This window comes from Micromonospora chalcea, from assembly GCF_028768405.1.
GTDB lineage: Bacteria > Actinomycetota > Actinomycetes > Mycobacteriales > Micromonosporaceae > Micromonospora > Micromonospora chalcea.
Map to the genome: position 1 here is coordinate 3,661,064 of NZ_CP118233.1, position 21,343 is coordinate 3,682,406.

The 21,343-nt window shown below is 71.8% G+C and carries 22 protein-coding genes; 3 read left to right on the forward strand and 19 right to left on the reverse strand.

What is annotated here, in order from left to right; genetic code table 11:
- Nucleotides 1-5: 5 nt before the first annotated feature.
- The 12 genes from PVK74_RS15920 to PVK74_RS15975 form a co-directional block, all read right to left on the reverse strand.
- Nucleotides 6-284 (reverse strand): F0F1 ATP synthase subunit epsilon, encoded by a 279-nt coding sequence (locus PVK74_RS15920; RefSeq protein WP_043328661.1) that lies wholly within the window; start codon nucleotides 282-284, stop codon nucleotides 6-8.
- 109 nt (nucleotides 285-393) lie between these two features.
- Nucleotides 394-1,539, reverse strand: a complete 1,146-nt coding sequence (locus PVK74_RS15925; RefSeq protein ID WP_210869098.1) for an LCP family protein — start codon at nucleotides 1,537-1,539, stop codon at nucleotides 394-396.
- 216 nt (nucleotides 1,540-1,755) lie between these two features.
- On the reverse strand, nucleotides 1,756-3,201 hold the full coding sequence (atpD, locus tag PVK74_RS15930) for a F0F1 ATP synthase subunit beta (RefSeq protein ID WP_043328657.1): 1,446 nt from the start codon (nucleotides 3,199-3,201) through the stop codon (nucleotides 1,756-1,758).
- Entirely contained in the window at nucleotides 3,201-4,130 is a 930-nt protein-coding gene (locus PVK74_RS15935; protein ID WP_030504728.1) for a F0F1 ATP synthase subunit gamma, read from the reverse strand. Before PVK74_RS15935 ends, atpD begins: the two co-directional genes overlap by 1 nt.
- A 4-nt stretch (nucleotides 4,131-4,134) precedes the next feature.
- Nucleotides 4,135-5,784, reverse strand: coding sequence for a F0F1 ATP synthase subunit alpha (atpA, locus tag PVK74_RS15940; RefSeq protein ID WP_064447833.1), 1,650 nt, complete (start codon nucleotides 5,782-5,784; stop codon nucleotides 4,135-4,137).
- A 72-nt stretch (nucleotides 5,785-5,856) separates the two neighbouring features.
- Entirely contained in the window at nucleotides 5,857-6,678 is an 822-nt protein-coding gene (locus tag PVK74_RS15945; RefSeq protein WP_030504730.1) for a F0F1 ATP synthase subunit delta, read from the reverse strand.
- On the reverse strand, nucleotides 6,678-7,205 hold the full coding sequence (locus PVK74_RS15950; RefSeq protein WP_030504731.1) for a F0F1 ATP synthase subunit B: 528 nt from the start codon (nucleotides 7,203-7,205) through the stop codon (nucleotides 6,678-6,680). Before PVK74_RS15950 ends, PVK74_RS15945 begins: the two co-directional genes overlap by 1 nt.
- Before the next feature lie 29 nt (nucleotides 7,206-7,234).
- Nucleotides 7,235-7,459: an ATP synthase F0 subunit C gene (gene atpE, locus PVK74_RS15955; RefSeq protein ID WP_018789141.1), complete on the reverse strand. Its 225-nt coding sequence runs from the start codon at nucleotides 7,457-7,459 to the stop codon at nucleotides 7,235-7,237.
- A gap of 93 nt (nucleotides 7,460-7,552) precedes the next feature.
- Nucleotides 7,553-8,332 carry a F0F1 ATP synthase subunit A gene (atpB, locus tag PVK74_RS15960; protein WP_043328655.1) on the reverse strand — a complete coding sequence of 260 codons (780 nt, stop codon included), beginning with the start codon at nucleotides 8,330-8,332 and terminating at the stop codon, nucleotides 7,553-7,555.
- Nucleotides 8,333-8,374: 42 nt separating this feature from the next.
- Nucleotides 8,375-8,596: a hypothetical protein gene (locus PVK74_RS15965; protein WP_030504733.1), complete on the reverse strand. Its 222-nt coding sequence runs from the start codon at nucleotides 8,594-8,596 to the stop codon at nucleotides 8,375-8,377.
- Between the two features lie 159 nt (nucleotides 8,597-8,755).
- Nucleotides 8,756-9,193 carry a Cg1360 family ATP-synthase-associated protein gene (locus PVK74_RS15970; protein WP_064447834.1) on the reverse strand — a complete coding sequence of 146 codons (438 nt, stop codon included), beginning with the start codon at nucleotides 9,191-9,193 and terminating at the stop codon, nucleotides 8,756-8,758.
- On the reverse strand, nucleotides 9,190-10,476 hold the full coding sequence (locus PVK74_RS15975) for a serine hydroxymethyltransferase (protein WP_274476708.1): 1,287 nt from the start codon (nucleotides 10,474-10,476) through the stop codon (nucleotides 9,190-9,192). The genes PVK74_RS15970 and PVK74_RS15975 overlap by 4 nt, the downstream gene beginning before the upstream one ends.
- Nucleotides 10,477-10,511: 35 nt before the next feature.
- Between PVK74_RS15975 and PVK74_RS15980 the strand changes: the two genes are divergently transcribed.
- Nucleotides 10,512-11,978: an SDR family oxidoreductase gene (locus PVK74_RS15980; RefSeq protein WP_274476709.1), complete on the forward strand. Its 1,467-nt coding sequence runs from the start codon at nucleotides 10,512-10,514 to the stop codon at nucleotides 11,976-11,978.
- Here PVK74_RS15980 and PVK74_RS15985 read toward each other — a convergent pair.
- Nucleotides 11,975-12,757: an SDR family NAD(P)-dependent oxidoreductase gene (locus tag PVK74_RS15985; RefSeq protein WP_210869096.1), complete on the reverse strand. Its 783-nt coding sequence runs from the start codon at nucleotides 12,755-12,757 to the stop codon at nucleotides 11,975-11,977. The two genes, PVK74_RS15980 and PVK74_RS15985, sit on opposite strands and share 4 nt — an antisense overlap.
- Nucleotides 12,758-12,866: 109 nt before the next feature.
- Here PVK74_RS15985 and PVK74_RS15990 point away from each other — a divergent pair, with 109 nt between their 5' ends.
- The gene (locus tag PVK74_RS15990) at nucleotides 12,867-13,493 is read left to right on the forward strand and encodes a TetR/AcrR family transcriptional regulator (RefSeq protein ID WP_274476710.1); all 627 of its coding nucleotides are present in this window, start codon (nucleotides 12,867-12,869) and stop codon (nucleotides 13,491-13,493) included.
- 3 nt (nucleotides 13,494-13,496) lie between these two features.
- On the opposite strand, the gene PVK74_RS15995 is transcribed toward PVK74_RS15990, so the two are convergent.
- From PVK74_RS15995 to prmC, 4 genes are all read right to left on the reverse strand, one after another.
- A complete protein-coding gene (locus PVK74_RS15995) occupies nucleotides 13,497-15,605 on the reverse strand; it encodes a transglycosylase domain-containing protein (RefSeq protein WP_274476711.1) in 2,109 nt (702 codons plus the stop codon).
- A 112-nt stretch (nucleotides 15,606-15,717) separates the two neighbouring features.
- Entirely contained in the window at nucleotides 15,718-16,329 is a 612-nt protein-coding gene (locus tag PVK74_RS16000) for an arsenate reductase/protein-tyrosine-phosphatase family protein (protein WP_043328639.1), read from the reverse strand.
- Nucleotides 16,330-16,974, reverse strand: coding sequence for an L-threonylcarbamoyladenylate synthase (locus PVK74_RS16005; RefSeq protein ID WP_043330966.1), 645 nt, complete (start codon nucleotides 16,972-16,974; stop codon nucleotides 16,330-16,332). It lies immediately after the preceding gene.
- The gene (gene prmC / locus PVK74_RS16010; RefSeq protein WP_043328636.1) at nucleotides 16,974-17,864 is read right to left on the reverse strand and encodes a peptide chain release factor N(5)-glutamine methyltransferase; all 891 of its coding nucleotides are present in this window, start codon (nucleotides 17,862-17,864) and stop codon (nucleotides 16,974-16,976) included. The genes PVK74_RS16005 and prmC overlap by 1 nt, the downstream gene beginning before the upstream one ends.
- A 130-nt stretch (nucleotides 17,865-17,994) precedes the next feature.
- Here prmC and PVK74_RS16015 point away from each other — a divergent pair, with 130 nt between their 5' ends.
- Nucleotides 17,995-19,548: a GGDEF domain-containing protein gene (locus tag PVK74_RS16015; protein ID WP_064447839.1), complete on the forward strand. Its 1,554-nt coding sequence runs from the start codon at nucleotides 17,995-17,997 to the stop codon at nucleotides 19,546-19,548.
- Nucleotides 19,549-19,614: 66 nt separating this feature from the next.
- On the opposite strand, the gene prfA is transcribed toward PVK74_RS16015, so the two are convergent.
- Together prfA and rpmE are read right to left on the reverse strand one after the other, a co-directional pair.
- Nucleotides 19,615-20,703: a peptide chain release factor 1 gene (prfA, locus tag PVK74_RS16020; protein WP_064447840.1), complete on the reverse strand. Its 1,089-nt coding sequence runs from the start codon at nucleotides 20,701-20,703 to the stop codon at nucleotides 19,615-19,617.
- An 89-nt stretch (nucleotides 20,704-20,792) separates the two neighbouring features.
- Nucleotides 20,793-21,017, reverse strand: coding sequence for a 50S ribosomal protein L31 (gene rpmE / locus PVK74_RS16025; protein WP_030504744.1), 225 nt, complete (start codon nucleotides 21,015-21,017; stop codon nucleotides 20,793-20,795).
- Between the last annotated feature and the right edge of the window lie 326 nt (nucleotides 21,018-21,343).

Genomic DNA, 21,343 nt, shown 5'->3' on the forward strand with positions numbered 1-21,343 from the left:
TCTGCTCAGCGGGCCGGGGTGGCGGGGGTCGCGCTCTCGGCGAGCACCGTGACGCCCTCGCTGGTCACCGACAGGAAGCCGCCGGGCACGTCGAAGACGACCTGCTGGCCACCGGCCTGCTTGATGCGTACCTGGCTGGGCTCCGCGAGCTGGCCGAGCAGCGGCGCGTGCCCCGGCAACACACCGAGCTCACCCTCGGTCGTCCGCGCGACGACCATTTCGGCCTCGCCGGTCCAGACCTTCTCCTCGACGGCTACGAGCTCGACGTGAAGCTGCTGTGCCACGCTGTCTCCTTGCTGCGGCGGCGGATTGCCGAAAGTCTAGTCGCGCCCCCGCGGCCCACCCAACGCGGGTGGTGAGAGCCGGACCACCACGGCCCCGCACCCGCCCAGGCTACTTGGTTTTCTGAATGAAATCGGGGTGCTCCAGCAAGAAGGCATCGAGCTGTTCGGTGCGCAGGGCGGTGAAGAAGTCCTCCGCCGGTTCGAGCAGCCGCTCACCCCGGTACGCGCTGCCGGCGCCGATCGCCCCGCCGGGCAGCTTGATCGTCTCGATCGCGTTCGGACGGATGTCCTTCAGCGCCAGCCCGAAGTCCACCACGCTGTTGCCGCGCCCGTTGAAGACGAGCGACTTGCCGGCGGCCCGCAGCACCCGGTCGAGCTTGACCGGGTTGGTCACCACGTCGGCACTGACCGCCTGGCTCACCATGGCCTTGACGAACTGCTGCTGGTGCCGCTGCCGGCCGTAGTCGCCGTCCGGCACGCCGTTCTTCGGGTAGCGCTGCCGGACGTAGTCCAGCGCCTGCCAGCCTTCGAGGTGGGCGTTGCCCTTCTTGTACACCGCCTGCGGTCCGAGGTAGCCGCCGCCACCGGGCCGGAGCTGGCGGGGCGTACCGTCCGGCTGGAGGTGTTCGGACCGGACCTCCCGCTCGATGTACATGTCCACGCCGCCCATGGCGTCGACGATCTTCTTGAAGCCGCTGAAGTTGATGATCGCGCCGGCGTCGAAGCGCTTGATGCCGGTGACGTCCTGCACGGTCTTGGCGAGCAGTTCGAAGCCCTGCGCGGTGCTGGGATTCTGCCCCGGTACGTTGCTGCCGTGCGACATGGCGGCGTTGAGCCGGTCGTTGCCGCCGGAGTAGTCGGCCTTGGCGAAGGCCGGGATGTCCACCCGCAGGTCGCGCGGGAGCGAGAAGAGGTAACCCCGGTCCATGCTGGCGGGCACGTGCAGCACCATGATCGAGTCGGCGAGCGGCCGGGCGGTCGACGTACGCGGGTCGACGCCGACGAGCAGGATGTTGAGCGGACCCTTGATGTCGCTCTTCTTCTCGTTGGCGCCGGCGGCCTGGTCACCGAAGAGGTCGGCCTTGCCGACCGAGCCCTCGTAGCGGGCGACGAGGGCGCGGGAGCCGAGCAGCACGGAGCCGCTGAGCACCACCATGACGATGCCCAGGATCGTGCACACGCGGGCCCACCGGGGCACGCCTCGCCACATGGACCGCTTGCCGCGGTCCGTGCCGCCCTTACCGCCCACGAGCATCTCCAATCGTCACGCCCACGGGTAGGAAGACGGGCGCGGGGGTCCGTTTGGTTGCAGAGATCAACGGCCGGGATGTGAAAGTCGTGTCAGGAACGGTACCGCGCGATTCGGCGAACTGCTTGCCGGAGATCCGGGCATCTGGTAATGCAACGGTCGGAAACGGCGAGGGCCGCCCCGGCTTTCGCCGGGACGGCCCTCCCCTGTGTGAGCGGGCTCTCAGCCCTCCTCACCCATCAGTTCCTTGGCCTTGGCCTTGAGGTCCTCCAGGCCGCCGCACATGAAGAACGCCTGCTCCGGGAAGTGGTCGAACTCCCCCTCGCTGATCCGGCGGAAGGCGTCGATGGTCTCGGCGATCGGGACCGTCGAGCCGGGGACGCCGGTGAACTGCTCCGCCGCGTACGTGTTCTGCGAGAGGAACCGCTCGATCCGGCGGGCACGGCCGACGGTGAGCTTGTCCTCCTCGGAGAGCTCCTCGATACCGAGGATGGCGATGATGTCCTGCAGGTCCTTGTAGCGCTGCAGGATCCGCTTCACCTCGGTGGCGACGGCGAAGTGCTCCTCGCCGACGAACTCCGGGGCGAGAATCCGGGACGAGGACGCCAGCGGGTCCACGGCCGGGTAGATGCCCTTGTCGGAGATCGACCGCTCCAGGTTGGTGGTCGCGTCGAGGTGGGCGAACGTGGTGGCCGGCGCCGGGTCGGTGTAGTCGTCGGCGGGCACGTAGATCGCCTGCATCGAGGTGATGGCCTGGCCCCGGACGGAGGTGATCCGCTCCTGGAGCTCGCCCATCTCGTCGGCCAGGGTCGGCTGGTAACCCACGGCGCTCGGCATACGGCCGAGCAGCGTGGACACCTCGGAACCGGCCTGGGTGAAGCGGAAGATGTTGTCGATGAAGAGCAGCACCTCCTGCTTCTTCACGTCGCGGAAGTACTCCGCCATGGTGAGCGCGGAGAGCGCGACCCGCAGACGGGTGCCCGGCGGCTCGTCCATCTGGCCGTACACGAGCGCGGTCTTGTCGATGACGCCCGACTCGGTCATCTCGGCGATGAGGTCGTTGCCCTCGCGGGTGCGCTCACCCACGCCGGCGAAGACCGAGGTACCACCGAAGTTCCGGGCCACCCGGGTGATCATCTCCTGGATGAGCACCGTCTTGCCCACGCCGGCGCCGCCGAACAGGCCGATCTTGCCGCCCTTGACGTACGGGGCGAGCAGGTCGATGACCTTGATGCCGGTCTCCAGCATCTCGGTCTTCGGCTCCAGGTCCGCGAAGGCCGGGGCCTTGCGGTGGATGCCCCACCGGTCGTCGGCCTCGATCGTCTCGCCCTCGGTGAGGTTGAGGCACTCGCCGATCGCGTTGAACACGTGGCCCTTGACCGCGTCACCCACCGGCACGCTGATCGGCGCCCCGGTGTCACGCACGTCGGCGCCGCGGACCAGACCGTCGGTCGGCTGCATCGAGATGGCACGGACCAGGTTGTCACCCAGGTGCTGGGCGACCTCCAGGGTCAGCGTCTTCTCACCACCCGAGAGGGTCACGTCGACGTGCAGAGCGTTGAACAGCTCCGGCATGGCGTCGCGCGGGAACTCGGCGTCGACGACCGGGCCGATGACCCGGACCACGCGACCCGTGGCCGTCTTGGTCTCAACTGCGGATACAGTCATCACACTTCACTTCCCGACGCGGCCAGCGCGTTCGCGCCGCCGACGATCTCACTGATCTCCTGGGTGATCCCGGCCTGACGGGCCGAGTTCATCTCGCGCGTGTACTTCTCGATCATCTCTTCGGCGTTGTCGGTGGCGCTCTTCATCGCCCGCCGGCGGGCGGCCGACTCGCTCGCCGCCGACTCCAGCAACGCCGCGAAGATCCGCGTGTTGATGTACTTCGGCAGCAGGGCGTCGAGCAGCGACTCCGGCTCCGGCTCGAACTCGTACGCCGGCAGCGCGCCCTCGGTCCGAGGCCGGTCCTCGACCTGCATCGGGCCGATGATCCGGGTCACCGGGTTCTGCGTCATCAGGGACTTGAACTCGGTGTAGACGATGTGCAGCTCGTCCACGCCGAGGATCCCGTCGGCGCCGGCATCCCCGTCCACGTCGTCCGCGCCGGCGGTGAACGCCTTGATCAGCGTGTCACCGACCTCACGGGCGTCGGCGAACGTCGGCTGCTCCGAGAAGCCGGTCCAGCTTCCGGCGATCTGCCGGCTGCGGAACCGGTAGTACGCCACGCCCTTGCGGCCGATGACGTAGAGCACCGGCTCCTTGCCGTCGGCGCGCAGCCGGGCGATCAGCGACTCGGCGGTCCGGATCGCGTTCGAGCTGTAGCCGCCGGCCAGACCCCGGTCGGCCGTCACCAGCAGGACGCCCGCCCGCCGCACCCGCTCGCGCGGGGTGAGCAGCGGGTGGTCGATCCGCGCGTTCGAGGCCAGCGCCGTCAGCACGCCGGTGATCGCCTCGGCGTACGGCAGCGAGGCCGCCACCTTGGCCTGGGCCTTGGCGATGCGGCTCGTCGCGACGAGCTCCATCGCCTTGGTGATCTTCTTCATCCCCTTGGCGGAACGGATCCGCTGCCGGAGAACGCGTACCTGGGCGGCCATCGGATCAGCTCTCGGCCGGGCGGTCGGCGCCGTCGCGCAGGCGGGTCACCGTCTCGCGGGACTGCTCACCCTCCAGCGGCTTGGCCGGCGCCTCGTTGATCCGGACCTCCTCCTCCTTGCCCAGGAAGAGCTGCTTGAACTCGGTGATCGCCGAGTCGAGCGAGGCGATGATGTCGTCGTCCCACTTGTGGTCCGCGATCGAGGCCAGGACGCCCTCGTGCTTGTGCCGCAGGTACTGCAGGAACTCCGACTCGAAGCGGCGGACCTCGCCGACCGGAACGTCGTCCAGCTTGCCCTCGGTGCCGGCCCAGACGGAGACGACCTGCTCCTGCACCGGGTACGGCGAGTAGTTCGGCTGCTTGAGCAGCTCGACCAGGCGGGAACCGCGGTCCAGCTGGGCGCGGGAGGCCCGGTCCAGGTCGGAGGCGAAGGCGGCGAACGCCTCCAGCTCGCGGTACTGGGCCAGGTTCAGCCGCAGCGAGCCGGCGACCTTCTTCATCGGCTTCACCTGCGCGGCGCCACCGACCCGGGAGACCGAGGTGCCGACGTTGATGGCCGGCCGGACGCCCTGGTTGAACAGGTCGGTCTCGAGGAAGATCTGGCCGTCGGTGATGGAGATGACGTTGGTCGGGATGAACGCCGAGATGTCGTTCGCCTTGGTCTCGATGATCGGCAGGCCGGTCATCGAGCCGCCACCCAGCTCGTCGGAGAGCTTGGCGCAGCGCTCCAGCAGACGCGAGTGCAGGTAGAAGACGTCACCCGGGTAGGCCTCACGGCCCGGCGGGCGGCGCAGCAGCAGCGACACGGCCCGGTACGCCTCGGCCTGCTTGCTCAGGTCGTCGAAGACGATCAGGACGTGCTTGCCGCCGTACATCCAGTGCTGCCCGATGGACGAGCCGGTGTACGGGGCGAGGTACTTGAAGCCGGCCGGGTCGGAGGCCGGGGAGGCGACGATGGTGGTGTACTCCATCGCGCCCGCCTCCTCCAGCGTCCCCTTGATGGAGGCGATGGTGGAGGCCTTCTGGCCGATCGCGACGTAGATGCAGCGGACCTGCTTCTTCGGGTCGCCGGAGCGCCAGTTCTCGCGCTGGTTGAGGATGGTGTCCAGCGCGACGGTGGTCTTGCCGGTCTTCCGGTCACCGATGATCAGCTGACGCTGACCGCGGCCGATCGGGGTCATCGCGTCGATGGCCTTGATGCCGGTCTGCAGCGGCTCGTCGACCGACTTGCGGGACATCACGTTCGGGGCCTGGAGCTCCAGCTCGCGGTAGCCCTCGTTGGCGATGTCGCCGAGGCCGTCGATGGGCTCGCCGAGCGCGTTGACCACGCGGCCGAGGAACGCGTCACCGATCGGCACGGAGAGCACCCGGCCGGTGCGCTTGACGCGCTGGCCCTCTTCGATCCCGCCGAAGTCACCGAGGACGACGACACCGATCTCCCGGACGTCGAGGTTCAGCGCCACACCGAGCGTGCCGTCCTCGAACTCCAGGAGCTCGTTGGTCATGGTCGAGGGGAGGCCCTCGACGTGGGCGATGCCGTCGCCGGCGTCGGCGACGGTGCCGACCTCCTCGCGGGAGACGTCGGCCGTGTAGGAGGAGACGTAGCGCTCCAGGGCGCCGCGGATCTCCTCCGTCGAGATGGTCAGCTCGGCCATCCTCTGCTTCCTTAAGTATCTCAGGGCCCGGGATACCTGGTACCGACCGGTCCGGTGGCGACGAATCAGGGCTCAGCGCTTGGCGAGCGCGTTGCGGGTCTCGTTGAGGCGGCGCAGGACGGTGCCGTCGTACAGGTCGGAGCCGACCTGTACGCGCGCCCCGCCGAGCACGTCGGGGTCGACCGTCTGCTTGACGGAGACCTCCCGACCGTACATCTCCGAGAGGCGGGCACCGAGGCGTCGCTCCTCCTCCTCGGTCAGCGGAGCCGCCACGGTCACGTACGCGACCTGACGGTCCCGCCGGTCGGCGGCGAGCTCGACCAGCCGGGTGAGCGCACCGGTGAAGGAGCGTCCACCGAAACCAGCGAGCGCGGCCTCGACGAGGCTGACGGTGACCGGCTGGGCCTTGCCGGCGAGCAGCTGCCGGGCCAGTTCGGCCCGCCGCTCGACCGACGCCATCGGGTCGGAGAGCGTGTTGGACAGCTCGGCGGAACCGGAGACGACCTGCCCGAAGCGGAACAGCTCGTCCTCGACCTCGCCCAGGTCGCCGGACAGGTCGGCGCTGGCCAGCAGCGCCTCCACGCCGAGGCGCTCGACACCGTCGAGCAGCTCGGACGGGGCCGACCAGCGGCCGGACACCATCGACGCGAGCAGGTCGAGCGCTTCCGCGCCGACCCGGCCGCGCAGCATGTCGCCGAGCAGGCCGGAGCGGTCGGCGCCGGCCCGGGCCGGGTCGGAGAGCGCCCGGCGCAGCCGCGGCTCACGCCGCAGCAGGGCGGCGACGGAGAGGATGTCGTCGGCGGTGGCAGCCACCGCCGACGGCTCCGCGCCGCGGACGTACGCGTCGAGGCGCTCGGCCCCGGCCCGGTACGACTCCCGGCTGGCGGCCTGCATCAGCGGGCCCCCGTGCTCTCGAGACCGCTCAGGAACCGGTCGACGGTGCCCTTGCGACGCGCCTCGTCGGCGAGCGACTCACCGACGATCTTGCTGGCCAGGTCCACCGCGATGGTGCCCACCTCGGTACGCAGCTCGCGCACGATGGTGGCCCGCTCGGCGGCGAGCTGCTCCTTGCCGGCGGCGATGATCCGGTCGGACTCCTCACGCGCCTTGGCGAGGATGTCCTGGCGGATCCCGTCGGCGTCGGCCCGTGCGTCGTCGCGGATCTTGGCGGCGTCGGTACGCGCCTCCGCGAGCTGGGCCCGGTACTGCTCGAGCAGCTTGTTCGCCTCGGCCTGGGCCGCCTCGGCGCGCTTGATGCCACCCTCGATCGCGTCGACCCGCGCCTGGTACATCGCCTCCATGCGGGGCATGACGAACTTCAGCAGGACGAAGACGAGCAGGGCGAAGGAGATCGTTCCGACGACCATCTCCTGCCAGATCGGCAAGATCGGATTGTGCGCGCCTTCGGCGGCGAGATACATGTCAGACCTCCGGATCGGGAGAGCTCGCGTCAGCTAACGGCGAAGGCGAGCACCAGGCCGAACAGCGCCAGCGCCTCGACCAGGGCGAAGCCCAGCACCAGCCAGGTGCGGTTGTAGCCGGCCGACTCGGGCTGGCGGGCGCTCGACTGGATGTAGGCCGCGAAGACCAGGGCCACACCGATACCGGGGCCGATGGCGGCGAGGCCGTAGCCGATGGTGTTGACGTTGCCACCGATCTCGGCAAGAACGTTCATTGCGGGTATTCCTCCTAGTTCACACGTGAGGGCTCACGTGTACGCGGTCGGTACCAGATGCTTGGCCGGGCCGGGTGCCCGCCGAGCCGGATCTCAGTGCTCGTCGGCCAGCGACGTGCCGATGTAGTTGGCGCTCAGCGTGACGAAGACGTATGCCTGCAGCACCGCCACCAGCGCCTCGAAGAAGGCCATCACGATCGCCATCGCGAAGGAGAAGACCGAGGTCGCCTGCACGAAGACGCTGCTCGACCCGAGCATCACGAAGCCGCCGACGGTGAAGACCAGCAGGAGCAGGTGGCCGGCGAACATGTTGGCGAAGAGTCGCAGTGCCAGGGTGACCGGCCGGACGACGAAGTTCTGCAGGAACTCGATCGGAATCAGCAGGAAGTGCATCGGCCACGGCACGCCGGGCAGGATGAGGCTCTGCTTGAGGTACTTGCCGAGGCCGTGCTTGCGGACGCCGACGTAGTTGTACATGACGTACGAGATGGCGGCGAGCACGATCGGGAACGCGATGTGCGAGTTCGGCGAGATCTGCAGGCCGGGCACGATGCTGAAGATGTTTGTCAGCAGGATGAAGCTGAACAGCACGGTGAGGTAGGGCGCGAAGCGGATGCCCGCGTTGCCCATCTGCTCACGGGCGATGTTGTCCCGGACCAGCCCGTAGACGGCCTCGGCGGCCCACTGGCCCTTGCCCGGCACCAGCTTCGGCTTCCGGTACGCGGCCACGAAGAAGATGATCAGCAGCGCGACGGCGATCCAGATCATGATGCTGAACTTGGTGACCCAGGGGCCGGCCACGTCCGGCGGGTAGAAATCCCCGACGCTGGGGGGCCAGGGAAGGTCCTGGGCGACGACCAGCTGTCCGCTCACCGTGTCATCCTCCGCACTCAACAGACCCGCGTGTGCCGGAACTCAGGCACTGAGCCTCTTCATGATCAGGTAGATCGCCCCGGCCGCGCCGAGCATCATGCCGACGGCGACCCCGATGCCGGCTGGCAGACCGAGGAACCGTTCCGCCAACCAGCCGAGGCCACCCCACACCAGAATGCCGGCGAGCAGGTAACCCACGACGGCGCCTGCCACACCCTCCGACGAGTGCTCGTCGGACTTGTGGGAGTGGGGGTCATCGGCCATGACGTGGCGAACAATATCAGCAGGGGCGCGCGGGGATGTGCGGCACCCCCCACACTGCGGACAGCGTGCGGGCCGTACTGCGGGCGCGTCAACCTGGCGCCACGTTACTCCTGTCGCGCCCGTCAGGGCACCCGCCGTACCGGACACGATTCAGCAAAGTCACTCGCTGTCGTCGCGACGCTCGAATGTGGGCAGCGGTGATCTCATCGCCCAGGTCAGGTGGGCACCGGTCCACGCCACCACGGCCGCGATGATCGCCACGCCCATGTCCGGCAGGCCGGGCCAGCCGGTGGCCGCCACGGCGGCCATCACCACGCCCAGGATCACGATCTTGGTGGCATAGGTGACCAACCCGACCGACATGATCATCCGAGGGTGGATGGCGTCCGCCCAGGCCACCGAGAGGCTGGAGATCAGGTAGCTGACGATCACCAGCGCCACCCCGGCCGCGAAGCCGGCCGCCCCGGTCGGGCCGCGCAGCAACGCCGCCGCCGGCACCCCCACCACCGCGAGGGCCGCGCACGCCAGCAACGGTAGCCGCAGGTGGTTCAGCCGGGACCGGATCGCGCCGGGCTCACCCGCCCGTGGCGCCGTCATCGGGGGTACGCCGGGAAGGCGGCGACCAGCTCGGCGACCTCGCGGGCCACCCCGGCCAGCGCGTCGGCGCCACCGGGGGCGCCGGGATCGGTGCGTACCGCGCGCGCGATCAGCCCGGCGATCCGGCCCATCTCCCCCTCGCGCATGCCCTGGGTGGTGACGCTCGGCGTACCCACCCGGATGCCGGAGGCGACCATCGGCGGCTGCGGGTCGTACGGGATCGCGTTCTTGTTCAGCGTGATGCCGGCGGCATCGCAGCGGGCCTCGGCCTCGGCGCCGGTCACGCCCGTCTCGCGCAGGTCGAGCAGCGCCAGGTGGGTGTCGGTGCCGCCGGAGACCGGCCGCAGGCCGTCGGCGGCCAGGCCGTCGGCGAGCGCCCGCGCGTTCGTCACCACCTGGGCGGCGTACGTGCGGAACTCCGGCTGCGCGGCCTCGCGCAGCGCGACCGCCTTGGCCGCCACCGCGTGCATCAGCGGGCCGCCCTGGGTGAACGGGAAGACCGCCTTGTCGATCCGCGCGGCCAGCGGCTCCCGGCAGAGGATCATGCCGCCGCGCGGACCGCGCAGCACCTTGTGCGTGGTCGCGGTGACCACGTCGGCGTGCGGCACCGGGGACGGGATCGCGCCGCCGGCCACCAGGCCGACGAAGTGGGCGGCGTCCACCATCAGGTACGCGCCGACCTCGTCGGCGATCTCGCGGAAGCGAGCGAAGTCGATGAGCCGGGGGTACGCGGTCGCGCCACAGATGATCAGCTTCGGCCGGTGCGCCCGGGCCAGGTCGCGTACCTCGTCGTAGTCGATCGTCTCGGTGTCCGGCCGGACGGTGTAGCCGACCGGGTGGAACCACTTGCCGGAGAAGTTCACCCGGCTGCCGTGGGTCAGGTGCCCGCCGTGCGGCAGGTCCATGGCCAGCACCGTGTCACCGGGCTGCACCAGGGCGGCGTACGCGGCCAGGTTGGCGCTCGCCCCGGAGTGCGGCTGGAGGTTGGCGTGCTCGGCGCCGAACAGGTCCTTCGCCCGGGCGATGCCCAGCTCCTCGGCCCGGTCCACCTCGGCGCAGCCGCCGTAGTAGCGCCGGCCCGGGTAGCCCTCGGCGTACTTGTTGGTGAGCGTGGAACCGAGCGCGGCCAGCACCGCGGGCGAGGTGAGGTTCTCGCTGGCGATCAGTTGCAGACCGCCGCGCAGCCGGTCCAGCTCCCCCAGCACCACCTCGGCGATCTCCGGGTCGACGGTACTGAGCTGCTGGAAGTCCGGCCCCCAGAAGGTGTCCCTCGCGTTCTCCACAGCGAAGGAGTCTACGGAGCCGCAGACTGGAGGCCGTGAGATGCCTCGTCACCGGCGCGACCGGCTACATCGGCGGGCGCCTGGCGCCCCGGCTGCTGGCCGAGGGACACACCGTACGCTGCCTGGCCCGCACGGCCGGGCGGCTGCGGGACGTGCCCTGGGCGGCCGACGCGGAGATCGTCGAGGGCGACCTGCGCCGCCCGGAGACGCTGCCGTCCGCGTTCGAGGGCGTGGAGGTCGCGTACTACCTGGTCCACTCGCTCGGCCAGCGCGGCTTCGAGGCGGCCGACCGGGAGGCGGCGACCAACTTCGCCGAGGCGGCGCGCGCCGCCGGCGTACGCCGGATCGTGTACCTCGGCGGCCCGGAGCCGGCGGAGCGTGACGGCCTGCCCTCGGCGCACCTGCGCTCCCGGGCGGAGGTCGCGCGGATCCTGCTGGACAGCGGCGCGCCGACGGCGGTGCTGCGCGCCGCGGTGATCATCGGATCCGGCTCGGCCTCGTTCGAGATGCTGCGGTACCTGACCGAGCGGCTGCCGGCGATGGTCACCCCGCGCTGGGTGCGCAACCGGATCCAGCCGATCGCGGTCCGGGACGTGCTGCGCTACCTGGTCGGCTGCGCGCGCCTGCCGGCCGAGGTGAACCGGGCCTTCGACATCGGCGGCCCGGACGTGCTGACCTTCACCGAGATGATGCAGCGCTACGCCCGGGTGGCCGGGCTGCGGCCCCGGGTCATCCTGCCGGTGCGCCCGCTCACCCCGTCGCTGTCCTCGCACTGGGTCGGCCTGATCACGCCGGTGCCGAACGCGATCGCCCGGCCGCTGGTGGAGAGCCTGGTGCATGAGGCGGTGGCGCACGAGCACGACATCGCCGAGTACGTGCCGGACCCGCCCGAGGGGCTGACCGGCTTCGACCAGGCGGTGGCGCTGGCGCTGTCCAAGGTGCGCGACGCGCAGGTGGAGACGCGCTGGTCGAACGCGAGCGGGCCGGACGCGCCGGCCGAGCCGCTGCCGTCGGACCCGCGCTGGTCCGGCGGCACCGCGTACACCGACATGCGGGAACGGGCGGTGGACGCGCCACCGGAGGCGCTGTGGCGGGTCATCGAGGGCGTCGGCGGCGAGCACGGCTGGTACTCGTTCCCGCTGGCCTGGTCGGTCCGCGGCTGGATGGACCGGCTGGTCGGCGGCGTCGGGCTGCGCCGGGGGCGGCGCGACCCGCATCGCCTCCAGGTCGGTGAGGCGCTGGACTTCTGGCGGGTCGAGGAGATCGTCCCGGGCGAGCTGCTGCGGCTGCGCGCCGAGATGCGGCTGCCCGGCCGGGCGTGGCTGGAGATGCGCGCCGAACCGGACGGTAACGGCGGCAGCAGGTACGTGCAGCGTGCCGTGTTCCTCCCGCGCGGGCTGCCCGGCCATCTCTACTGGGCCTCGGTGGCGCCGTTCCACGCCGTCGTGTTCGGCGGCATGGCCCGCAACATCGCCAAGGGCGCCGAACACCCGGCCGGTTAGGCGGGAGAGTCGCCCCGCAGTGCGGGGCCGAGGAGCAGTCCCCCGTCGATGACGTACTCGGCGCCGGTGATGAAGGCCGCGTCCGGCGACGTGAGGAACAACAGCAGCGCGGTGATGTCGGCGGGCTGCCCGAGTCGCGGGACGGCGAACGGCTCCGGCGAGTAGAAGTCGGCGATCGGGGCGTCGCTGCCGGCCGCCGGCTCGGTGATGAACGGAGTCTCGATCACGCCGGGGTGGATCGCGTTGACGCGGATGTTGTCGCGGCCCAGCTCCAGGGCGGCGGTCCGGGTGAGCCCACGCACCGCCCACTTACCGGCGACGTAGGGCGCGTAGAGGGCGGTACCACCCATCCCCATGGTGGAGCCGATGTTGACGATCGCTCCTCCCCCCGCGCGACGCAGCGCCGGGGCGGCCGCCTTGATGCCGAGGAAAGTGCCGGTGAGGTTGACGTCGAGGATACGAGCCCAGGTGGCCCGGTCGGTGGACTCGATGAGGGCCGGCGGGTTCTGCACCCCGGCGTTGTTGACCAGGATCGTGAGCGCGCCGAATGCCTTCTCGGTCTCCGCGACGGCGGCGACCCACGACTCCTCCCGGGAGACGTCCAGGCGGACGAACCGCGCCCGGTGTCCCAGCTCGGCGGCGAGGCCGGCGCCCCGCTGGGCGTCGATGGCGCCGATGACGACGTTGGCGCCCTCGGCGTGCAGGGCGCGAACGTGGCTGGCCCCCTGCCCACCGGTGCCGCCGGTGACGAGAACTGTCTGATTGGCGAAGCGGGACATCGGATCCTCCGGTGACGCGAGACGGATGGCGAGTCGGGCGACTCACCATGCCGACGCTACGCCCTGGGCGAATGGTGAGTCAACCCACTCGCCTCGCTATGATGGCCGCATGACCCCAGCGCCGTCGGCCTATCACCAGCGTGTGGCGGAGGAGAAGCGCGCGCTGATCGTGCAGGCCGCCACCGAGCTCTTCCTGGAGTTGGGCTACGACCGGGCCTCACTGGCGCGTGTGGCCGCCAGTGCCGGCGTGTCGAAGGCGACGCTGTTCAAGCAGTTTCCGACGAAGGCGGCTCTGTTCGACGCCATCGTCATCGACTCCTGGGCCCGCAACGAGGTCGCCGACGTGCCATCTGCCGGTGACCTGACGGCCGGATTGACGGTCCTCGGACGGCACTACGCGACGCTGTTGAGCCGGCCGGAGATGACCGACCTGTTCCGCATCGTGATCGCCGAGCTGCCACGCTTTCCCGAGCTGGCCAGAGCACATTTCGCGCAGGGCAAACTGCCGTACTTCGAGTCCGTCCGGATCTACCTCTCGGCCGAGCACGACGCGGGAGCCGCGGACGTCGCCGACCCGGAGATGGCCGCCACGCACTTCCTCGGGATGATCTCCAATTACCTGCTCTGGCCGCGCCTGGTCCTCCCGGACTGGACGGTCACCCCGGACCGCACGACAGCGGTCGTCGACGAAGCCGTCCGAACCATGGTCGCGCGATACGGCAGGCCGGCGAGCTGACCCTCAGTTGCCGGTGCGCGGGCTGGTGTGCTGGAAGGCGACCGCCTGGCCCGGCGGGACGAAGTCGCGTACCGGCTCGTCGCGCAACGCCCACGCGAGGATGCGGCCCACCGCGGCGATCTGCCGCTTCTGCACGCCGCCGCCGACCGCGTCCCGGGGGTCGTCCGGGTTCGCCGCGATCGTCGCCACCGAGAGCTGCGGCGTGAACGCGACGACCGTCTCCGTGGCGTTCCGCTCCGAGCTGCCGGTCTTGCCGGCCACCGGACGGCGCAGGCCCGGAGCCAGCTCCTCGGCCGTGCCGCCGTCGCAACGCCGGTACATCGACTGGTCGCCGACCGGGCAGCGGCTGGCGTCGGCCGCCGCGCGGGCGACCTCGGTGTCGAGCACCTGCCGGCAGTCGGTGTTCCCGGCGGGGATCTTCCGGCCGGACGGGTCGGCGATCGAGGTGACCGGCGTGGGCCGGCACCAGGTGCCCTCGGCGGCCACCGCGGCGTACGCGCCGGCCAGGTCGAGCGGCGTGGTGGCGGAGACGCCGAGCGTGAACGGGCCCCAGCTCTTCGCGCCGTCGTGGGCCATCTTCGCGTCGGCCGGAGCGCGGAACACGATGCCCAGCCGCTGGGCCATCTCGACCACCCGGTCCGCGCCGACCCGCTCGGTGAGCCAGGCGAAGTACGTGTTCACCGACCGGCCGAACGCGTCCCACATGTCCCGGTCGCCGTCCATCCAGTAGGTGTTGGCGTTCGCCGGGCACCACCGGCCGCCGCAGCTCGCCGGGCCGGCGCCGACCGGGTACTGCGTGACGTAGACGCGCGGCGCGTCGAACACCGTGTCCAGCGGCAGCCCGGACTCCAACGCGGCCAGCAGGGCGAACAGCTTGAACGTCGAGCCCGCCTGGTAGCCGGTGATGCCGCCACCGCCGGCCACCAGCTGGTTGACCGTGTTCGGGTAGTTCTGCTGACCGTCCGGGTTCGCGGCCACGCCGTACGTGCGGTTCACCGCCATCGCCAGCACCCGCCCGGTGCCCGGTTGCACCACGGCGGTCGGCGCGGCGCGCGCGATCGTCTCCGGGTAGATCTCCCGCACCTGCTCGCTCGCCTTGGCCTGCACGTCCAGGTCGAGCGAGGACACGATCGACCAGCCACCGCGGCGCAGCGTGCGCTGCCGCTCGTCCACCGTCTCGCCGAACGCCGGCTGGGCGTTCCACCACTGGGTGAACCAGTCGCAGAAGAAGCCCCAGTCGTTGTGGTCGGCGGGCACCGCGGCGCAGTCGTTCGGGGTGGTGTTGGGCGCCAGCGCCAGCTCCGCCGCCTTCGCCGCCTCGGCGTCGGCCGCGCTCGCCCGGCCGGTCTCCACCATCCGGTCCAGCACGTACGCCCGCCGTTGCCGGGCGGAGTCGGCGTCGCCATTGATCGGGTCGTCCGCCGGGGACCGGACCAGCCCGGCGAGCAGCGCGGCCTGGGCCAGCGTGAGCCGGTCCGGTGTGGTGGAGAAGTAGCGCTTGCTGGCGGCGGCGATGCCGTACGCCCCGGCGCCGAAGTACGCGATGTTCAGGTAGCGCCCGAGGATCTCGTCCTTGCCGATCTGCCGTTCCAGCGTCAGCGCGTACCGCATCTCGCGGATCTTGCGCCCGACGGTGATCTCGGTGGCGGCGGCGCGCTGCTCCTCGGTCAGCCGTGGGTCCCCGGCCAGCGCGTTGCGCACGTACTGCATGGTCAGCGTGGAGGCGCCCTGGCGGGTGCCCTCGCGGCGGTTGGCGGTGAACGCCCGCGCGACGCCGCGCACGTCGACGCCGTGGTGCTCGTAGAAGCGCACGTCCTCGGCGGCCACGATGGCGTCGCGCATCACCGGCGCCACCTCGGCGACCGGCACGTCCACCCGGTCCTCGACGTAGAACGAGGTGATGAGCGTCCGCCCGTCGTTGGCGTACAGGTTGGACCGCTGTGCCGGCTGCGGCGTCTTGAGCGCTTCCGGCAGCGCGGTGTACGGCATCAGGTTCTTCAGGCCCAGCCCGAAGACCAGCGCGGCCGGCAGCGCCGCGACGGCCAGGACCAGCCCGGCGAGCACGCCGGCGAGCACAACGGTGAACAGTTTGTCGAGATAGGCCCGGTTCATCAGCTCTCCCCGCAGGAGCCGGCCGTACGGACCAGTTCAGAATGACCCGAATGTTCGCTTTAGCCGACACCTTCCGAGAAAGGCGCAGAAAGTTCGCGAGGAAGGATGAATCTCAGGGCAACAACGCGGCAGCCAGCGGCTGCACCGTCTCCTCGATCTCGTCCGCGACCCGGCTGAAGCACTGGTCGCCCCGGCCCCACGGATCGTCCAGATCGTCGGTGGGCAGCGCGGAGGCGTTCTGCCGGGCCGCGTCGACAGCCGCCACGAGCGCGACGCCGCGCGCGTACACGGCGTCCGGCGTGGGCTCGGCCGGCGGCAGCGCGGCGCGGTCCAGCCCGCCGAGCAGACGGCCGAACTCACCCAGCACGAACGTGCGCGCGGCGGCGTCCGGCCGCAGCGCCACCACGTACTCCTGCTGGTCGGCGGTGGCGGTGAGCACCAGGTCGGCGGCGTCGATCAGGTCCGAGCGCAGCCGCCGGGCGGCGAACCCCTCGGTGTCGCCGCCGCGCGAGAGCACCTGGCGGGCGGCGGGCGGGTTCATCTCCTCGCCCGCGTGCCAGCCGCCGGTGCCGGCGCTGTGGCTGTGCACGAGCGCGTCCGACCCGGCCGGGTCGACGCCGAGGCGGGCCAGCCGCTCCCGGACCGCGAGCAGCAGCAGCCGCTCGGCCATCGGCGACCGGCAGATGTTGCCCATGCAGACGTGCAGGACGGTGAAGGGCGGCACTCAGATCCCCCGCTCGTCGAGGATGCCCGGCACGACCTCCCGCAGCTTCGCCAGCGTCACCGCGCCCTCACGCAGCACCCGCGGCACCTCGCCGGTCAGGTCGACGATCGTGCTCGGCACCGGGTCCACCGCCGGCCCGGCCTCCAGGTAGGCCCGCACGCCGTAGCCGAGCTGGTCGCGCGCCTCCTCGGCGGTGAGCGCGGCCGGCTGGCCGACCTTGTTGGCCGACGCGACGGCCATCGGCCCGGTCTCCCGCAGCACCTCCAGCGCCACCGGGTGCAGCGGCATCCGCACCGCCACCGTCCCGCTGGTGTCGCCCAGGTCCCAGGCCAGGCTCGGCGAGTGCTCCACGACGATGGTCAGCGCGCCCGGCCAGAACGCCTCGACCAGGTCGCGGGCCGCGCCGGGCAGCGAGAACACCAGGCCGTCGAGCGTGTGCCGGGAGCCGATGAGCACCGGGGGCGCCTGCCGGGCGCCGCCCTTGGTGTCCGCCAGGGCCTTCACCGCGTACGGCGTGAACGCGTCCGCCCCGATGCCGTAGACCGTGTCGGTCGGCAGGACGACGAGTTCCCCGTTCTTGACCGCCTCGATGGCAGCGGCGATGCCGCGGTCCCGGTCGGCGGGCGACCGACAGTCGTAGAGCATCACGAGGAGTCAGTCTGCCACGCCCGGGCGGTCTCGGCGTGGGTGCCGTCCGCCCGCCGGGACGCGCTCGCCCAACGGGGCCGCCCGGCCAGGTCCCGGTGCTCCTCGACGCGGTCGTAGCGGCCGTCGCCGCGCAGCAGCGCGGGCACCGCCGCCGCGTGCGTGTCGTCGTGCTCGATCCCGATCGCGCCGCCCGGGCGCAGCAGCTCGGCGGCCCGGCGCACCACCGGGCGGATCACGTCCAGCCCGTCCGCGCCGCCGAACACCGCCTCGTCCGGGTCGTGCCCGGCCACCTCCGGCGGCACCGCCACCGACCTCGGCACGTACGGGGGGTTGCACAGCAGCACGTCGACCCGCCCGGCCAGGCCGGCCAGCAGCTCCGGACCGGTCACGTCGGCGGCAACCACCTCGACCGGCCGGTCCCCGGCGGCAGCCCGGTCGGCCGCGTTGCGCCGCAGCCAGGCCAGCGCGGCCGGGGACCGTTCCACAGCCACCACCCGGGCCGCGGGCACCTCCTGCGCCACCGCCAGGGCGATCGCGCCGGAGCCGCTGCACAGGTCGACCACGAGCGGCGCGGCGTGCTCCCGGGCCCGCTCGATCCCCCACCCGGCCAGCAGCTCGGTCTCCGGCCGGGGCACGAACACGCCCGGCCCGACCGCCAGCTCCAGGTGCCGGAAACCGGCCGAGCCGAGCAGGTGCTGCAACGGCTCCCGGGTCACCCGCCGCCCGACGAGGGCGTCCAGGCGGTCACGCTGCGCCGGGGTGAAGCCGTCGGCCAGCGCCAGCCGGCCGCGTGGCACGTCCAGGACGTACGCGGCCAGCTGCTCGGCCTCGGCGCGGGGCGCCTCGACGCCCGCCGCGGCGAGCGCGCGCGCCACCCGGTTGATCACCAGCGAGGCGCGTTCGCGTTCTGTCCCTTCGGACGGGTGTTGCGGGAGTGCGGTCACGCAATAATCATGAGGCGTCGCGGCTCACCTCACGAGCGGGTGCGTCCGGGCGCACACCGCAGGGAGGTCGCGAGTGGGCTGGCTCGACCAGGTCGAGGACCAGGTTGACGCTCTCCGACGCGCACGGTCACTGCAGGAGGCCAGCCGGTCCGCGGAGGCGTGCGTCCTGCTCGACCGCGTCATCCGCACCACCGGCGACCCGTACGCCCGCGCCGACGCGCTCGTGCAGCGCCTGTCCGCGCTGATCAACCTCGGCCGGACCGCCGAGTTCACCCGGGCCGTCGAGGACGCCTCCGCCGCGGTACGCGACCTCGCCGAGCCCTACCTGCACGGGCACCTCAACGCGCTCGCCGCGCTCGCCGCCCACCACCAGGGCGCGCTGGACCGGTGCGTGATGCACCTGGTCCGGGCCGCCCGCGCGCTGGGCGCCGACGACACGCCGGACCGGGACACCGCGTGGGGCTGGCACGACCTCGCGATGGCGTACTCGTACCTGAGCTTCCACGGCCACGCGCTGGGCGCGATCGAGCGGGCCCGCGAGGTGGGGCTCAGCGCCGGCATCCCGGAGGAGACGTTCGCCGCGCCGGGGATCCGGCTGCGCAACGCGGTGGCGCTGGACCACAACGGCGACAGCGACGGCTGCCTGCGGGTGCTGCGCGACGTCGCCGGTGACCTGGCCCGCTTCCTGCGCGGCGGGCGGGCCGGCAACCTGCGCCCCAGCAGCCTCGCCGCGTACGGCTACGCGGCCGCCCGGCGGGCCGCGCTCGGCGACCGGGTGGAGTCCGCCGGGGACGCCGACCCGAAACGGCTGCTCGGCCACGGCGGCGACAGCGCCCGCGCCCGCGACCTGCGCCAGCTCGGCCAGGTCTGCCTGGCCGTCGCCGCCAACCGCCCGATCGAGGCGGTCACCCGGCTGGACGCGCTCCAGGTCTCCGACGAGACGCTCGGCGCGGCCGAGGCACCCCGGCTGCGCAGCGTCGCGCTGGCCCGGGCCGGCGACCACGCGGGCGCGCACCGGGCCGACCGGCACGCGTTCCGGCTGGCCGCGCGGCGCAGCGACCGGCTGCGCGACGTCTACATCGACGGCATCGCCGCCCGGATCGACCACGAGGAGATGCGCCGCGAGGCGGCCCGGTACGAGGGCGAGGCGCTCACCGACCCGCTCACCGGCCTGCCCAACCGGCGCCGGCTGGAGCGCTACCTGGGCGCCGTGGTGTCCCGGGGCGAGCGCGTGGTGATCGGCGTCTGCGACCTCGACGGGTTCAAGGCGGTGAACACCCGCCACGGCCACCACTCCGGCGACCTGGTGCTGCAACGGGTCGCCGGGGTGATCAACCGGGTGATGCGGCGGGGCGACTTCGTGGCCCGCTACGGCGGCGACGAGTTCGTCGTGGTGCTGCCCGACACCGTCATGCCGGAGGCGGTCGAGGTGGCCCGGCGGATCGAGGCCGCCGTCCGCACCGAGGACTGGGAGTCCCTGGTCCCGGGCACCCCGGTCGGGGTGACGATCGGTTTCGCCGAGGTCGACGGCAGCACCACTGTCAGCGTCCGGGAGGCGCTCGGCACCGCGTTCGAGCTGGCCGACCGGGAGATGCTGCGCGCCAAGGCGCGACCACGCGCGAGCTGAGCGGTAAGGAAGGGCCCCCTGTTAACGCCTCCGGTAGAGGAAGGGCCCCCTGTTAACACCCAGCGGTCAGCGGCGGGACAGCTCCGTCTCGCCGGCCAGGCGGGCCGCGCGGTCCGCCTCGGCCAACGCGTCGAGCACCCCGTCCAGCTCGCCGGCCAGCGCCAGGTCCAGGTTGTACGCGGTGTAGCCGATGCGGTGGTCGGTGATCCGGTTCTGCGGGAAGTTGTAGGTGCGGATCCGCTCGGACCGGTCCACGGTGCGGACCTGCGCCTTGCGGGCGTCCGACGCCGCCGCGTCGGCCTGCTCCTGGGCCGCGGCGAGCAGCCGGGCCCGCAGGATGCGCATGGCCTGCTCGCGGTTCTGCAGCTGCGACTTCTCGTTCTGGCAGGACACCACGATGCCGGTCGGCACGTGGGTGATCCGTACCGCCGAGTCGGTGGTGTTCACCGACTGCCCGCCGGGGCCGGACGAGCGGAACACGTCGATGCGCAGCTCGTTCGGGTCGATGGTGACGTCGACGTCCTCCGCCTCGGGCAGCACCAGCACGCCGGCGGCGCTGGTGTGGATCCGGCCCTGCGACTCGGTGACCGGGACGCGCTGCACCCGGTGCACGCCGCCCTCCCACTTGAGCCGGGACCAGACCCCGTTGCCGCCCTCCGGCACGCCCTTGCTCTTGATCGCCAGCGACACGTCCTTGACGCCGCCGAGGTCGGAGTCCTGGGCGTCGATCACCTCGGTGACCCAGCCGTGCCGCTCGGCGTACCTGGTGTACATCCGCAGCAGGTCCCCGGCGAACAGCGCCGACTCCTCGCCGCCCTCGCCGGCCTTGATCTCGACGATCACGTCCTTGGCGTCGTGCGGGTCGCGCGGGATGAGCAGTTCCGCGAGCCGTTCCTCGAGCGCCGGCAGGGAGGCGGCGATGGCCTCCGCCTCGGTGGCGAACGTCGGGTCCTCGGCGGCCAGCTCGCGCGCGGCGGCCAGGTCGGCGCGGGCCTGCTCCAGCTCGCCGGCCGCCTTGTGCAGCGGGACCAGTTCGGCGTACCGGCGGCCGACCCGCCGGGCGGTGCCCTGGTCGGCGTGGATGGCCGGGTCGGCCAGCCGCCGCTCCAGCTCGGCGTACTCGTCGAGGAGGGCGGCCAGGCGCTCACTGCTCATGCTGCGGATGCTCCTTGGGTGTGAAAACCGGCGCAAACGGACGAACGCCCGTGCCCGGCAGGAGCCGGACACGGGCGTCGTCGACGGAGCTACTTGGCCTTCTTGCCCTGAACCTTGGCGTACTTCTGCTGGAACTTCGCGACCCGACCGGCGGTGTCCAGCACGCGCTGCTTACCGGTGTAGAACGGGTGGCAGGCGCTGCAGGTCTCGACGCTGATGGCGCCGCCCTTGGCGGTGCTGCGGGTCGTGAAGGTGTTGCCGCAGGAGCAGCGGACCTCGGTGGTCACGTACTCCGGGTGGATGTTGGGCTTCATGTCGCCTCGGTCCTTTCGTCGGTGGTCGCCGGGTCGCCGTCGATGCTCCCCGTCGTCCGCGACGGGCTCGGGCGTGAACCGGAACCGGTGGCCGATTGACCAGTCTGCCACGGGCGTCTTCCACCCGGCACAGGAGGTCCGCCACCCGCAACGCCCGCCCACACTCCCGCATTCCCACCCCCACGCCCCCCACCCTGCTGATCATGAACTTGGCGGCAATTCCTGTCGCTTTTGTCCAGGTCAACTTCATGATCAACGGAGCGAGCGGCGGAGCGAGGCGGGGGCGGGGGCGGGGGGCGGGGCTCCTCCCCCAGGATGAGGAGCCC

Coding starts and splice junctions, on each gene's coding strand:
- PVK74_RS15950 (WP_030504731.1), bottom strand. CDS start 7,205: ATGTATCTCGCCGCCGAAGGCGCGCACAATCCGATCTTGCCGATCTGG.
- PVK74_RS15935 (WP_030504728.1), bottom strand. CDS start 4,130: ATGGCCGCCCAGGTACGCGTTCTCCGGCAGCGGATCCGTTCCGCCAAG.
- PVK74_RS15945 (WP_030504730.1), bottom strand. CDS start 6,678: ATGCAGGCCGCCAGCCGGGAGTCGTACCGGGCCGGGGCCGAGCGCCTC.
- PVK74_RS15965 (WP_030504733.1), bottom strand. CDS start 8,596: ATGGCCGATGACCCCCACTCCCACAAGTCCGACGAGCACTCGTCGGAG.
- PVK74_RS15925 (WP_210869098.1), bottom strand. CDS start 1,539: ATGCTCGTGGGCGGTAAGGGCGGCACGGACCGCGGCAAGCGGTCCATG.
- PVK74_RS15985 (WP_210869096.1), bottom strand. CDS start 12,757: ATGTCCCGCTTCGCCAATCAGACAGTTCTCGTCACCGGCGGCACCGGT.
- prfA (WP_064447840.1), bottom strand. CDS start 20,703: ATGAGCAGTGAGCGCCTGGCCGCCCTCCTCGACGAGTACGCCGAGCTG.
- PVK74_RS15995 (WP_274476711.1), bottom strand. CDS start 15,605: ATGAACCGGGCCTATCTCGACAAACTGTTCACCGTTGTGCTCGCCGGC.
- atpA (WP_064447833.1), bottom strand. CDS start 5,784: ATGGCCGAGCTGACCATCTCGACGGAGGAGATCCGCGGCGCCCTGGAG.
- PVK74_RS16005 (WP_043330966.1), bottom strand. CDS start 16,974: ATGCTCTACGACTGTCGGTCGCCCGCCGACCGGGACCGCGGCATCGCC.
- PVK74_RS15970 (WP_064447834.1), bottom strand. CDS start 9,193: ATGACGGCGCCACGGGCGGGTGAGCCCGGCGCGATCCGGTCCCGGCTG.
- atpE (WP_018789141.1), bottom strand. CDS start 7,459: ATGAACGTTCTTGCCGAGATCGGTGGCAACGTCAACACCATCGGCTAC.
- PVK74_RS15990 (WP_274476710.1), top strand. CDS start 12,867: ATGACCCCAGCGCCGTCGGCCTATCACCAGCGTGTGGCGGAGGAGAAG.
- atpD (WP_043328657.1), bottom strand. CDS start 3,201: ATGACTGTATCCGCAGTTGAGACCAAGACGGCCACGGGTCGCGTGGTC.
- rpmE (WP_030504744.1), bottom strand. CDS start 21,017: ATGAAGCCCAACATCCACCCGGAGTACGTGACCACCGAGGTCCGCTGC.